The 14,460-nt window shown below is 49.1% G+C and carries 6 protein-coding genes; all 6 read right to left on the bottom strand.

What is annotated here, in order from left to right; all coding sequences use genetic code 11:
• Positions 1–28 precede the first annotated feature (28 nt).
• The 6 genes from AC0THY_RS18540 to AC0THY_RS18565 all read right to left on the bottom strand — a co-directional run bounded on the left by AC0THY_RS18540 (position 29) and on the right by AC0THY_RS18565 (position 14,454).
• Positions 29–1,585 carry a sensor histidine kinase gene (locus tag AC0THY_RS18540; RefSeq protein WP_489992058.1) on the bottom strand — a complete coding sequence of 519 codons (1,557 nt, stop codon included), beginning with the start codon at positions 1,583–1,585 and terminating at the stop codon, positions 29–31.
• Positions 1,582–2,310 carry a response regulator transcription factor gene (locus tag AC0THY_RS18545; protein ID WP_489992059.1) on the bottom strand — a complete coding sequence of 243 codons (729 nt, stop codon included), beginning with the start codon at positions 2,308–2,310 and terminating at the stop codon, positions 1,582–1,584. Before AC0THY_RS18545 ends, AC0THY_RS18540 begins: the two co-directional genes overlap by 4 nt.
• A gap of 67 nt (positions 2,311–2,377) precedes the next feature.
• On the bottom strand, positions 2,378–3,967 hold the full coding sequence (locus AC0THY_RS18550) for a response regulator (protein WP_489992060.1): 1,590 nt from the start codon (positions 3,965–3,967) through the stop codon (positions 2,378–2,380).
• A complete protein-coding gene (locus AC0THY_RS18555) occupies positions 3,964–5,694 on the bottom strand; it encodes a sensor histidine kinase (RefSeq protein WP_489992061.1) in 1,731 nt (576 codons plus the stop codon). Before AC0THY_RS18555 ends, AC0THY_RS18550 begins: the two co-directional genes overlap by 4 nt.
• 76 nt (positions 5,695–5,770) lie before the next feature.
• Positions 5,771–13,375: a discoidin domain-containing protein gene (locus AC0THY_RS18560; RefSeq protein WP_489992062.1), complete on the bottom strand. Its 7,605-nt coding sequence runs from the start codon at positions 13,373–13,375 to the stop codon at positions 5,771–5,773.
• 41 nt (positions 13,376–13,416) lie between these two features.
• Positions 13,417–14,454 carry a glycoside hydrolase family 130 protein gene (locus AC0THY_RS18565; protein WP_489992063.1) on the bottom strand — a complete coding sequence of 346 codons (1,038 nt, stop codon included), beginning with the start codon at positions 14,452–14,454 and terminating at the stop codon, positions 13,417–13,419.
• Between the last annotated feature and the right edge of the window lie 6 nt (positions 14,455–14,460).

The following is a 14,460-nucleotide window of genomic DNA, read 5'->3' on the forward strand; positions in this document are numbered from 1 at the left end:
TCCTGGTATCCCGTATTTTATGGCGCAGCTAGTGCGCCTCGTAAGGGATACAGATATGCACGGCCGCTCCGTGGGGCTTTCGGTTTTCAAACACAACCGAAGCTTTGGCCCCGTACAAGATCTCCAGTCTCTGTGCCACATTGTAAATCCCCACATGGGTGCCGGTTTCACTCTCCACCGGTCTGCCCTGTCCCAACCGGGACAGCACCTGGCTGTCGAAGCCCTCACCGGAGTCCAGAATACTGATCTCGATCTGGTCCCCCTCCTCTGAACGGATACGGGAAATCTTAACCTCCACCCGCAGGCTCTCCCCCGCCGCCATCTGGTGCTTCACCGAATTCTCCACAAAGGTCTGAATCAGCATGGTGGGTACCATCACATTCCCAAGCTCCGGGGCCGTTTCCACTGAGATGGTCAGCCTCTCCCTGTAGCGGAGCCTCTGTAACTCATAGTAGGTCTGCACATGCTCCAGCTCCTGCTGCAGAAGAATAGTGGTATGGGAGTTTAAAGAACAGCGGGTGTACTGTCCCAGCACTACCGCCGCCCTCTGAGCATCTTCCTTCCGGTCCAGCACCACTAGATTGCGGATCAGACTTAAACAGTTATTCAGAAAGTGGGGATTGGTCTGCAGCTGCAGATACTGAAGCTCCGCTCTGTTTTTTCGAAGCTCCTCCTCCATCAAAAGCCGGTCCAGAGGATGCAGGAGCAGACCGCGTGCAAGCCCCATCACAGCCGCAAACACCATCCCCCCCATGGCCCCCACCAGAAGGGTCTGGACAAGCACATGGCCCACAAGCATACGGATATTCGTATTCTCTGTGAGTACATTGAGGGACAGTCCTCTCTCTTCTGACCGAATGCTGATGTTCTCATACCGCTTTTGGTCCACCCTCGCCGTTGTCCCATCCGGGCTAATGCTCACCGTCTGTTCCCCGGGGTTTAACACCATCCCTCCAGGGGCACATAGGAAGAAGTACTCCATATTATTCTCTATGACATCCTGAAGACCTCTGATCAGATTCTGGGGCTTAATCCATGCGCAAAAATAGATATTCTGCACTAAAATCATCCGAAACAGATAGTACTGTCCCCCTATTTCCACATGAAACCAGGTATCCCCCGAATTCTCCCCCTCAAAGGTCTTTACAATCTTCTCCGACTGGGCTTTGATTCCGGAATGCTCTGTGTTTGATATCATAGTTCCCTTAACCCCTATGTAGGCATTCCGGTACCGGTCATACATAAAAAGGCCATCCAGCATCTTATACTTTTTGATCTCCGCCGAAAATGCCGTCTTTTTATCCACCATGGCTAAATAGCGGTCAAGATCATTTCTCGGCTGACGGATCTTTCGGAATGCCTCATCCGTCAGGCTCTGGGTAATCAGCAGTTCTTCGATCCCTTCCATGGATTCTTCAATAATCTGCATATAGACCTCCAGCGTCTGCTCCACGGACTGCCTCACCTGTCTCTGGTTTAAACGCAGGATATACCAGTTGTAGCCTGCGGACACCAGAATGGTCAGCACCAAAATCCCGGCAATAATCCACATCAGTCTCTTCTTTAGTGTCTGAACCTGATTCATCTCTCATCCCTCATATGCTTCCGGTACTCCTTGGGCGTCTCACCTGTCTCCCGCTTAAAATGCTTGGCAAAATAGGCGGTGTTGGAGTACCCCACCGCTGCCGCAATATAAGAAATCGTTTGATTCGTATTCATCAGAAGCTGTTTTGCCCTCTTCACCCGCACCTTAATAATGTAGTTGGAGAAAGGTATCCCTGCCTGTTCCCGGAAGATCCTGGACAGATAGTCCGGATGGATAAAATACTTTTCCGCCAACTTTGCCCTGGTTATCTCCTGACCGCAGTTTTCTTTCACATAGAGCTTTATCCGGCGCACCACCTCCGGTGCGCTTAAGTCTCCCTCTTCCTCCATGCCTCCCGGCACCCGCTTCACCGCCCGTTCCAGGGCCTCACGCAGCCGCCCGGCATCCACAGGTTTCAGCAGATAATCCACCACATCCAGGCGGATCGCCGCAGCCGCATAGGTAAAGTCCGCGTGGCCGGTTAAAAAGATCACAACAGTTTCGGGCTTATTCTCCTGAATCCATTTAGCCAGATCGTGTCCGCTGCCTCTGGGCATCTCAATGTCACTTAACACTATGGATATGTAATTCTGTTTCAGCACCTCAATGGCCTGTCTGGCGCTGTAAGCCGTGTACACATTGGAAATCCTGACCTGATCCCAGTCGATCAGTTTCTGTATAACCTCGGCCTCCATTTCCTCGTCGTCTACGATAAGAAGATTCATGATCTCCACCCCCTGGCTAAATTATCGGCTATATTGCAGTGGAAATCAAGTGTTTTGTCAGGATATCTCACTGCTTCTGATACTGCTTCGGTGTGTGACCTGTAATTTTTTTAAAGATAGAGGAAAAATATTTATAATTTGAAAATCCCACCTTTTCCGCTATCTCATAGATCTTCATGGTGCTGTTTTCCATCAATTGGACCGCCTTCTCTATCCTCAGCTTATTGAGCCAATCTACAAAATTGATCCCCGTCTCCTCCTTAAACAGCCTGCTGAGATAATTTGGGGATACACCCGCCACCTCCGCAAGCTCCGACAGAGAAATATCCCTTTGATAGTGCTCCTTCATATACTTCATGGCATGTACCACCTGCACACTATACCTGCTGGTTTTACCCTTCTCCATCCCATAGCGCAGGCGTTCTGCCAGCTTTTCCATCCACTCCTGTACCTCCTCAAGAGTTTCCAGCCTCTGGATCTGGGCATAGGCATTAAACCCCCTCCCAAGGCTTCCATAGATATCCACCCCCTCCTCTACAGCACATTGGATCAGTATATTCGCAAATCTGCAGCAGTCATCTTTCACCTTGTATTCCTTTGGCCTGCTTCTGCGAAAATGCTTAAACACCTTATCCAAAGCCTCTTTCATCCCCAACTCATCCATCTCTTTCAGTGCAAATACTGCCTCTTTCTCCTCTTTTGATGGATACGGCATATCACCCCAGACTTCTCTGACCATTTCGGAAAAGAACTGTACCGAGAAAGGCCCTGTATAGAATTTATGGTCCAGAGCCTCACAGGCCTCCCGAAAGGATATCCCCAGATCCGTCAGCTCCTGATAAATATTTCCCACGCCCACAGAGACCTCTATCTTCAGATATTCCCAGATCTTCTTCTGAATTTCCTTTAAGATGTCTGTCATGGAAAAGCGCTCCAGGTATTCCATGCACAGGATGCCTGCAAAATCCATGTTCTCATAGAACGTGAGAATCCCCTTGCCCACCTTTTCTGCCAGAACTTCCTCGCCGATGTTGCAGATGGCAAAACGGTACAAATCCCTGTTAAAATCCCCGTTTTTATCCGTCCACTGATACTCCTGATCCATTCTCATCAGAAAAACCGCATACCGTTTTCCCCGAATATCAATCTTTCTTTTCTCAGCCTCCTCCAGAATCTCTTTTTTTGTCTTCCACTGGCCATCCAGAATCTGACGCACAAATTTACTGCGAATGGTCATCATATTTTGTTTTAGGAGATGCTCTGAGTCTTTTTTGGAGCGTTCTTCCTCTATCTCATTCTGAAGCTTCTCTACTGCCGTCACCAGTTCATCCTCATTGACCGGCTTTAGAAGATATTCGCTGACCCCCAGCACAATGGCGCGCTTGGCATAGGCAAAGTCCTCATATCCGCTTAGTATAATCACCTTTGTCTTGGGCAGAACCTCACTGAGTCTGCCCGCCAGCTCAAGTCCATCCATCTGGGGCATGCGGATGTCCGTAATGACAATATCCGGTCTGCACTCCAAACACTTTGTCAGGGCTTCCTCACCATTTGGCGCTTCCCCTGCAATCACTACCCCATATCTCTCCCAGTCTACACTGAGTGATATTCCTTTTCTCACAATGGACTCGTCGTCCACTAACACTACTTTCGTCATACTATTTCCACCTCCACTGGCTGCTTCACGGTCACAGTTGTCCCCATTTCCGGACAGCTTTTAAACCGCAGCCCATATTCTTCTCCAAAATGCAGGCGTATTCTGTCATTTACATTCCGTATGGCAAAACCGCTGCCGCCCTCCCTGCTCTCTCCCAGCAGCGCGTTCAACTCCTCCTCCTCTGCTCCAGCCCCGTTGTCTGAAACTTTAAAATACAGAAATTTCCCATCCTTGAAGATGCGTATCCGAATGGTTCCCTCTGCCCCCTTTTTTTCTATCCCATGGTAAATGGCATTTTCCACCAGAGGCTGCAGGGTAAGCTTTACGGTAAGACAGCCCAGTGTGTCCTCATCCACCTCCAGCTCAAACCGGATATTTTCCTCATACCTCTTTTTCTGAATTACAATATAATGCCTGAGATATTCCACCTCCTTTTCCACTGTCGTGATCTCTTTGCCGCTGTTCAGGCTGAGGCGAAAGAGCTTGGAGAGACTGTCCACCAGCAGAGCGCTCTCCTTTGCATGTTCAATTTTGCACATCCAGTATATGGTGTTCAGGGTATTGTACAGAAAGTGGGGGTTGATCTGTTCATGGAGTACCCTCAGTTCCGCTTCTTTTTGCTTTAGCCGCCCTGCGTAAACCTCATTGATCAGCTCATTTAGCTTTCTGCTCATTTTGTTAAAGCTTTGACAGACCAGGGCCACCTCATCATTCCCCTGCTCCGGAAGAATGGTCTGGAAATTCTCATGCTCCAGATTTTTCATAGATTTTCCAAGTTCCTTTAAGGGCTTTAAGACTTTTGTGGTAAAGAAAACAATTGCAAGCAGGCAGCATACGATACTAATCAGGATGACAACAATCATAACCTGGCGGATTGCTCTGCTGTCCCTGGTCAGCTCTTTGAGAGGGATGATATTTACAAGCTCCCATCCCGGCTGCTGAAGGGGTACTGTAGTGCACATGCTTTTCTCCCCCCTGATCTCCCTGACTGCATACCCCGACATTTCCCTGGAGCCATGTATATCCTCCTCCAGCTTTTTTCCAATCTGCGCCTGATCCAATGCTGAAAGAATATTCTTCTGCGCATCAATAATAAAAATTTCGCTTCCCTGACTCAACAGGTTGGCTCCATAAATGTTGGAGATATCCTTTTCCAATATATTGATCTTAATAATTGCCAGATCCCTGGCAAGATCCTTGGGATGTTTAAGTACCCGCAGAAGGGAAAATACCTTCTGTACCGTACCGTCATAGTCTGTGATCTCATCCTGAATTATGACATACTTTCCCTGCAGCCTGACCAGTTCCTGCTCCACATCCTTGTCAATCTCATTTTGGGCACTCATGGTATCAAACTCAAGGCCATTGTAGGCTTTGATGTACACAGAATACACATTTTCTTTAAAGACAATATAGTGGTTGATCCTCTGCTGTGCGGTCAGAGTCTCATAAACCGGATTCTGCCCGTTGCTTTTCATCATCAGACACTCCATAAAGTCATCGTCCCGCCACATCTCCATGGCTAGGGCATCCATGGATTTAAAAACCTCATCAATATTGTCGGCTGTCTGTTCCACTGTGTTCAAGTTTGACTTCATGGTCTGTTCTTCCACTATCTTGATGGACTGGCGGTAAGATATGGTTCCCACAACCGCAATAGGGATCACTGCAAGCGCCAGTATTAAAAGTGTCATTTTATATTGCAGGCTAAATATCTTCTTTTTCAAGTCTTTTCCCCTTTTCTCTAACGCCCAAAAACGATACGGCGGCAGCCTAACGGCTGCCGTGTATCGTTTTGACCTCTTACTTAGCCTTTATCTGCAGGCTTTTGCTGTATACCCCATAGATTTTTTTCTGCTTGCCAGTGTACTTAAAGGCTCTCACTTTATAAGTGTACTTTCTGTTTTTCTTGACCTTTTTATCCGTAAATCTGGTTTGTTTTGCACTCAGAGAGGCAACCCGTTTCCACTTTCCTTTGCCGTCCCTGCGCATTACCACGTATCTGTTTACACCGGATAACTTCTTCCAGTTCACAGTGGTCTTTTTCTTACCTGCCTTTGCCTTAATAATAGGTGCTGCAGGTACTGCTTTCTTTGATACGCTCTTATACTTGCTGTATACCTTCTTTCCGTTGATTATCCGGTATGCCTTAACTGCAAAGGAATACTTTTTGCTCAGAACCGTCTTTTTATATGTATAGCTTGTAGTCTTTGGGTTCTTCATTTCTTTTACAGTTTTCCACTTGTTTCCGGATTTTATCATCACTACATAACCGTCTGCATCCTCCACGCGTTTCCAGGTAAGCTTAATGCTCTTGGTTCCTGTGTTTACTGCAGTCATCTTAACTACGGTCTTTTCCATCTCCTCCTTTGCCTGGATGGAGGGATCTGGCTGAGGATCTGGTTTCGGTTCCGGCTTTGGTTCCGGTTCAGGTTCCGGCTTTTCTTTCTCTGTGGTTCCTTTGCCAGTCAGCGCTTCGCTGCGGTTTCCTGCCTCATCCACTGCTATGACTGTGAAGGTGTATTCTGTACCCGGTTCCAATCCTGTTACCGTATAGCTTCTCTCATCTGCTTCCCGGGTAGTCAGCAGTGTCTCACCCAAATATACCTCATAGACTTTGACTGCCGTATCATCTTCTGCCTCAGGCCACTGGATTGTGAGACTTGCAGTGACAGCTTCCCCTATGGTTATGCTGCCTTCCTCCGGCCATGTGGGAGCAGTCACATCAGCCGCTTCCTCAACCTCTATCACTACGGTTATCTCCCCGCTGTCTGTTCCGTCACTTACCTTAAAGATTATCTCAAAGCTGCCTGCCTCCTGGGGTGTCCAGGTGAACTTGCCGCTCTCGGCCTCTACTGCTGCCCCTTCCGGTGCTTCCCCTGTGATCTCATAAGTGAGTACATCCCCATCCTCATCGGCAGCTTCCAGTGTAAAGCTCACAGGTTCTCCCACTACTGCTTTCTGATCTTCCATCTCAGCAAATACCGGGGCGTGATTCAACTGTGGATTCTGATCTTTAGAAAGACGGCCGTATACTTCAAACTCCCAGATAGAGAATCCCCACTGGCCTGATTTTTCCACACCCTGCATCTTCACATACCTGGCTGTGGTGTCTACCGGAATCTCGTTGACTCCGCCCTCATTGTTCTCCTCTACATACACATCTGTCCAGCGCTTGCCGTCCATGGATGTCTGCAGTTTGTAGCCTTTTGCATAGGAATCTTCCCAGTGAATCTTCACACCAGACAGATCATAGTAAGCTTCCAGGTCCACCATCAGCCAGTTGTCAGCATCCTCGTGTGCTCCCCAGCGGGTCCCCAGATCTCCATCCACGGCCTTGTCCGCAGTCTGTTCTGCATTGGACTCTGTTGAAGCGGATGCTGTCTTGTTCAGTGCCACATTCTCAGGCGGAGGCAGCTCTCTTCCGTAAACCTCAAACTCCCAGATAGAGAATCCCCACTCGCCTGACCTCTTAATTCCCTGCATCTTCACATAACGTGCTTCTACCGGGTCCTCTAACCGAATGGTCTCAATTCCTCCCGGGCTGTCGTGTGTCTCATAGATATCCGCCCAGTTCTCCCCATCGTCAGATACCTGTATCTTGTACTCCTTTGCATAGGAATCCTCCCAGTTGAGTACTACGGACTCAATAATATAGGTATCCTCCAGGTCAACAGCAATCCAGTTGTCATCATCCTGATGTCCGCTCCAGCGTGATCCTGTGCTTCCGTCAAATGCCTTCTCCGGTGTCTGTTGGTCATTGGAAGAATTCTTTGCCGTGGCGGGCTTATTCAGAGCCAGGTTTGCAGGAGGCGGTGTCAGCGTTCCGTAAACCTCAAATTCCCAGATAGAGAATCCCCACTCGCCTGATTTTTCCACGCCCTGCATCTTCACGTAGCGTCCGGTTGCCTTAAGCGGGATGACATTGAGCCCTCCCTCATTGTTATCATTTGTGAAGACGTCTGTCCAGTGCTCTGCATCCTCGGACACCTGAATCTTATATTTCCTGGCGTAGGAGTCTTCCCAGTGAAGCTTCACGTTTGTGATGTCATAGGACTCTCCCAGGTCCACATAAATCCAGTTGTCTGCCGCCTCGCCGGCTCCCCAGCGTGTTCCCAGATTTCCGTCCACAGCCTGAGCTGCTGTCTGCTGGTCATTGGACTGGCTGGAGGCAACAGCTGTTTTCTTCAGCGCCAGGTTTCGCTCCCCATCCTCTGCCAGACGGATTTTCAGCTCTGTGGCTGTATTGGCTTTTAAGTTAATTTTCCTTGCAATGTCTCCCAGATCTGAGTTCTCAATGTCTGCATCTGATTCGATACTGCTGATTCCGTCTCTCAAAATAAAGTTAATAGTCTGATCCACATCGGATGTGAGCTTACATACCACACTTCCTTCCTCCAGATCCCAGTCCAGCTGATCCAGGGTAACCTGACATTTCGCTTTCAGTCCGGATATAGAGCCTTTGCTCAAATCCGAGGGGATAGCCGGAAGAATTTCCAGTGTATCCTCCGTGGATGACATACACATCTCCATCATTATTCCGGGAACCGTGTTAGCAACGTCTGTACAGAACACGCCCTGATTGTTGTAGTGTGCGGTTGTGAGGCTGTCAAAATAGAAGCCGTCTTTTAGGAATCGCAGCAGCTTGCTGTTGGCTGACTCCCCATTATTCAGGTTTGCAGCAATCATCGCCGAATGAAGGAGGCCATGTCCGGCGTTTTCGTAGGAGTTTCCGTCCTTCTTCTGAAGTGCGATCTGAGCCGCTTCATACAGTTTTGGTGTATCCTCAGCGTTGATACTCCGGTAGGGCCATACGCCGATCATATGGCTGGAGTGGCGGTGTCCATAGTTGTCGCTGTCCTTCAGGCTTGGCCAGGACCATTCGGATAAAGCCCCGTCTTTGTTGATCAGATATGGTGGCAGGTCATTCAGAATCTGCTGCCATCTGGCCAAATGCGCCTCATCACTCTCCTCAATACCCAAAATTTCACAGGTCTTAAGTAGCGTCTTGAGAATAAATTCCGCTCCCGTGATATCAAAAGTGGAATTGTTTGTCAGAGAAAGTCCTAAACCTTTGGGCTGGCTCTCCGGCGAGATTGATCCTGCAAAGATGTATTTTCCGTTTTCATCCTTTTCTGTCAGGAAATCCTCATAAAAGTAACCCATCTCCTGCAAATACGGATACAACCTGTCTCTGAGGAAATCTTTGTTCCTGGTGATCTCGTAGTACTCCCAGAACGGATACAGCAGCCACGCCTCTCCGCCTGTCACATACTGATATGGGTAGGCAAAGTTAAGCGCTGATATGATTCCGGAGGTCGCCCCAGGTGAGTTTCCGCCGCTTAGGAATCCCCTGCATTTCAACAGCTTCCGGGCATTGGTGCGGAAATCATCCTTCCACGCATCCATCAGGTGGAAGTAGCCTTCCATAGCTTCCGGCATATTTCCCACATTTCCGCTGGAGATCTGAAGGTTTAAGTTGGCATCCAGATGGTAGTAACCGCTCCAGCCTACATTTGTATCTCCAGTCCACAGACCCAGCAGATCCGGAGGCGCCACATCGCTGCTGGAGGACAGGTAATGGTATCTGCCTGCCGCAAAGATCTTCTCGTACAGGGCCAGAACCGGTGTGCTCTGTTTTTTCTGTTTTGCCAGCAATTCCTCATTTGTCATAAGGCGCTCATCTTCCGGAGCGTTTAGGCTCATACTCACGCGGTCGTAAATCTCTTTGTGTGTCTTTAGCTGGCCCTCCATTAAGCTATCATAACTCTCAGGCAATTTTTCCAAAGCTGTCTGAAGTTCTTTTTTATTCCATCCTTCCACACAGTCTGTGTAATACTTCTCATTCTTGGTCAAAAGCAGCACATAGGACGCTCCCTCAATCTGCATTCTTCCGTCTGCCTGCAGAGTCTTGGTTCCATCCGTGATCACTCTGGTAACGCCTTCGTATCCGGCACCGCCGGCATTGACGTAGGTTGCACGGATATTTAAAAATTCCTCTGTGGAGGCATCCTCAAATTTCATTCCACTTGGGAAATTCATACCCGGGTCCGTTGTCAGCTGTACGCTGCAGTCAAAGGTATCCGCCTGGGTGGGGTTTGTCATGTACTCTACTGCCACATTGTCTTTTCTGGATACAAAGGCAGTGCGCTTCCAGGTTCCTCTGTCATCCGTCCAGTTGACTGAAATCTCTCCTGTGGAATAGTCGGCAACTCTGGAGTAATTCTCCACTTCTCCGGACTCTCCCAGCACATTGAGCACCATTTTATAACCAGGATGTTTGTTGCCTTCACCTCCGTCTTTCCAGCCGTGTGCTTCATTTGCCAGCTCATTGGCGAGACGCCAGTCTTCATTCACCAGATACTGCTTGATCTGATCCAGTGTCTCCTGACTTACGTCATTGATCTGCCTGTTCGGCTTGTCTGTGGTGGCTGCCATAAAGAACTTCCGGTCATTGACGATCACCGTCTCTTCCAGAGGATTTCCGAATACCATCAAACCAATTTTACCGTCGCCTGCCACAAAAGCATTGGACCAGTCACTGTACGTTTTCGGATAGGTCTTTGATATTCCTATGTTTGCTCCATAGTTTGCGGTCAGGGTCTTAGCCTTTACTGCGGGGCCGTCTTCCAGATCCGTCATATTTCCCCAGATATCCTCCGCCTGAATGGTAAAGGTATAGCTGGCTGCCTCTTTCAACCCTGTTATCACCGTCTCGGTAATGTTCCCTGCCACTTTTTTACAGAGCTGTCCATTTACGTAAATCTGATAATAGGCAATCTCACTCTCATCCTGTGCCGCTGTCCATCCCAGGCGCAGGGAGGTATCTGCCACATCGGATACGTTACACACAGCATTTGTCCAGACAGGGGCTGACGCATCTGCTGTCAGAGCGTCTTCCACTGATATTATAACGGTTCTGGCTGCACTGGTCTCTCCGTTATCCGCCAAAAAGCTCACAGCATAGCTGCCGCTCTGGGCACTGTCCGGTGTCCAGGTGAAGGTGCCTGTGCCGCCGTCCAGTTTCGCTCCTCTTGGAAGCGCACCCAGGGCCCGGTAGCTTACCTCTTTTCCATTGGGATCGTCTGCCTTTAACTGAAAGGAAAGCTTCTCCCCCTCTTTAACCTGCTGATCCCCCACTGCCTGAAATACCGGAGCCTTTTTGCTGTTTACGTTCTTCTCGCCATATACCTGGAACTCCCATATGGAGAACCCGTACTGGGTTGCTCTCTCTGTAAAGTTAATGCGGATAAATCTGGCTTTTTCTTTAAATTCCAGTAAATCTGTACCGCCATCTCCGTTTTCAGTGGAATACACTTCTGTCCAAGTATCCTTGCCATCATCGGAAACCTGAATGTTGTAGGCCTTTGCATAAGCGGATTCCCAGATAATTTTCACCTGGCGGATTTCTGTTGCCTCACCCAGGTCCACCTGGAACCACTCACGGTCTGTCTGTGCAGATTCATAGCGGGAACCGGTACTGCCGTCCACCGCTTTATCGGCTGTGTTGGTGCCGGTCTCGCTGGATGCGGTAACTTTTTTGCCGAGTGCCAGGTTCACATCCTCCACCTGAGTGGATGGCGGCGCTGTGATCTCTTCCCTGGGCCATACGTTATATGTATTTTTGCCCTCCTTCAGATCCGCAAAGGGTCCTGCAATCATGGCCTCCCCGTCAAAGGAAGTGCCGAAATAATCTCTGTCTACAATGTCCCTGATTCCCTCTCCTGCCGGCTGAATAATGCCTGATAGCGCAGGGTTTACCATCACCTGCTCCCCTGTGGGCTCCTTATCCAGCGTAAAAGAAATGGAAACAGCATCTGTGGTAGCTTTGTAGGTAAAATCACTTCCGGCATTGGAACAATTTCCAATCATCACATTGTTTTCACCCTTGGGCTGTTTAATGGGTTTCTGGAAGGAGATATTGTTAAACCACTGGAAATACTGCGGCTTGGAATACACTTCCCTGTCATTCATGGTATGGGGCTCAAACACCATACAATTTCTGCCTTCCCCGTCATAAGCCATGGTCTCGTTAAAGAACAAATTGTTCGCAAAAATAATACCTGCCCCGTCTAAGGAACGGAATTGATTGTTGTCAATGAAAATGTTGTTGTCCACCAGGATCGGTCCCACTACAGCCTCACCATAGTAACCCCAGTTATTGTTCACCAGCACATTCTGGGTGACGCGGATTCCCTGGTTTCCCCAGTCCGTCCAGATTCCGGCGGAACCCCCGCCCACGGTATTTCTCACATAGTTGCCTTTGACCAGTCCATCGTTGCAGTAATGCAGCTTGATGCCCCCTGTCTCAGCAGCGATAAACTCATTGCGGTAGTTGGTATCTTCAATCACATTGTCCAGAACCTGTGACTTCCAGGAGAATACGCCTGCAATCCCGCACTGACCGCTCTTTTGGATCAGATTGTTCCGGACAATATGCTGACCGTATTTTTCCGTATCCTTATAGCTGGTAAAATATTTCGCATCTTCCGGATATTTTCCCGGATCTCTGGCATCCCGGTTTCCTGCCCACAGGTCACAGCGCAGGCCGATATCTATGGCAATGGATCTGGCGTTGATCACCGTATTGTTCTCGATAATCCATTTCAGACCGCCATTGGTGCTGATGGCCCCGGACTGACAGTGCTCCGGATACCCCGGGAAATCAGAATACATATTCGCGGAGTGCTGTACTTTAAACCCATTGACTGTGATGTAGGCAAGTCCCCACTCTGTGGGCGCAAAGCACTGCTGCCGCACATTGATCTCCGCCAGCTCTTCATTGGGATCTGCGCTCCCAAAGTTCGCATAGATTGCGGTGGTTCCTGCCTCCTTATCCACCTCAGAGTACCAGGTTTTGGAGTTTCCGTTTAAGTCCTCCACAGATGCCTTCTGATAATATGCTTCCTCATTTAAATATACATCTCCGCAGTTATACACCGGAAAGTAATCAAAGGTATCTTTTCCGTGCATCTGTACATAGGGATTGTAGTCTCCGAACATTTCCCTGCTGTTCAGCACTACTCTCCACACATTGCCTTCCACCTTCTCCCAGGTGGTAATCTGCTCCGACCCCTTGATCACTGCCTCCCCCGGCTCCTCAGCCAAATAAGTGATCCTTTTGTCCTCGCCGGTTCCCCCTCTTGCCGGTCTTACACATTCCCGGTAAACGCCTTTTTGTACCACTACGGTATCGCCGGGCCGGGCTTCCTGGGCCGCTTTATTTATCGTCCTGTAGGGGGATGTCTTTGTCCCCTCCCCTGTATCGCTTCCCTTTTCCTGGCTTACATAGATCTTTTTTTCCACATTCTCAGCCCGTACACTGATGGGAATCCACATCACTACAATCATAAACAAGACAGCGGCAAGCCATAGCCAATTCCTCTTTGCTGTTTCTTTTGCTCTCATTTTTCACCTTCTCCTTTCTCCCGGCACAGCCGGATGTTCCTTCACTTCACATACTGCTTACTGCCGACCCCTTCCTCTTTCAGGAATCCCAGCACCTCCTGCAAGGGAACCCTTGCCAGACCAATGCAGGTATCACAGCAGCCATAGTAGATATACAGTGTTCCCTCCAAATTAAGCACTGTGGTGGGAAATACCGTATTGGGAATCACCAGCCCATGCTTTTCATAGTAGTTCTCCGGCTCCATGATAAAATTTCCGGAACGCCGGAGGACCTTGGCCGGATTTTTTAAGTCCAGCAGCATCACGCCTACCCGGTATACATGCTTTTCATCCACCCCATGATAGAAAAGCAGCCATCCTTCCTCTGTTTTGATGGGAGCAGCAGCAGCACCTATCTTGGTTCCCTCCCACTGTTCATTTTCCGCTGTTGCCACCAGTTGGGGATCTGACCAGTTTAGCAGATCCTCCGAATAGGAAATCCAGATACCTGGTATAGCCGTTCCATATGTTTTACCCACATACTGCATGGGTCTTCGAAGTATTGCATACTTCCCTCCAATCTTCTCCGGAAACAGTGTATTATCCCTGTCATCAATTTCCGGCGGAGTGGTATAGCAAAGCTGCTCAAAACTCTTTCCATCCAAAGAAACGGCAATCCCCGACCGGGTAATCATATATTCCGTATTATTTTCCTTCCACTGCGGGTATACCTCCGGAGCGTAATCCGGAAGCGTATAACCGGTGGAATAGCAGTCGAACGCATAAGGCTGCAGGGCATAGCACATATAAATTCTGTCCTCAATCTTTACTACCCTGGCATCCTCCACGCTGCCCTGGGGATACCCAAGCATCCTCCCGGTAAACACCGGTTCCTCGCAGGCAGGCTCAAAATGTATCCCGTCCAAACTCTCCATCAATCCGATGCTGGTAATAAAGGGCCTTAAAGATCCCGCCGCCCGCTCATACATGTAAAACTTACCTTCGTGGTACAGGACCCCCGGATTGAACACCGCTGCTCTTCTCCAGTCGTATACACCTGGCGTCACAATCGGGTTGCCCTCGTATCTGATAATTTGCATCTGCGC

Source organism: Ruminococcus sp. 8Y-12 (assembly GCF_058119865.1).

Coding starts and splice junctions, on each gene's coding strand:
- AC0THY_RS18540 (WP_489992058.1), bottom strand. CDS start 1,585: ATGAATCAGGTTCAGACACTAAAGAAGAGACTGATGTGGATTATTGCC.
- AC0THY_RS18545 (WP_489992059.1), bottom strand. CDS start 2,310: ATGAATCTTCTTATCGTAGACGACGAGGAAATGGAGGCCGAGGTTATA.
- AC0THY_RS18550 (WP_489992060.1), bottom strand. CDS start 3,967: ATGACGAAAGTAGTGTTAGTGGACGACGAGTCCATTGTGAGAAAAGGA.
- AC0THY_RS18560 (WP_489992062.1), bottom strand. CDS start 13,375: ATGAGAGCAAAAGAAACAGCAAAGAGGAATTGGCTATGGCTTGCCGCT.
- AC0THY_RS18565 (WP_489992063.1), bottom strand. CDS start 14,454: ATGCAAATTATCAGATACGAGGGCAACCCGATTGTGACGCCAGGTGTA.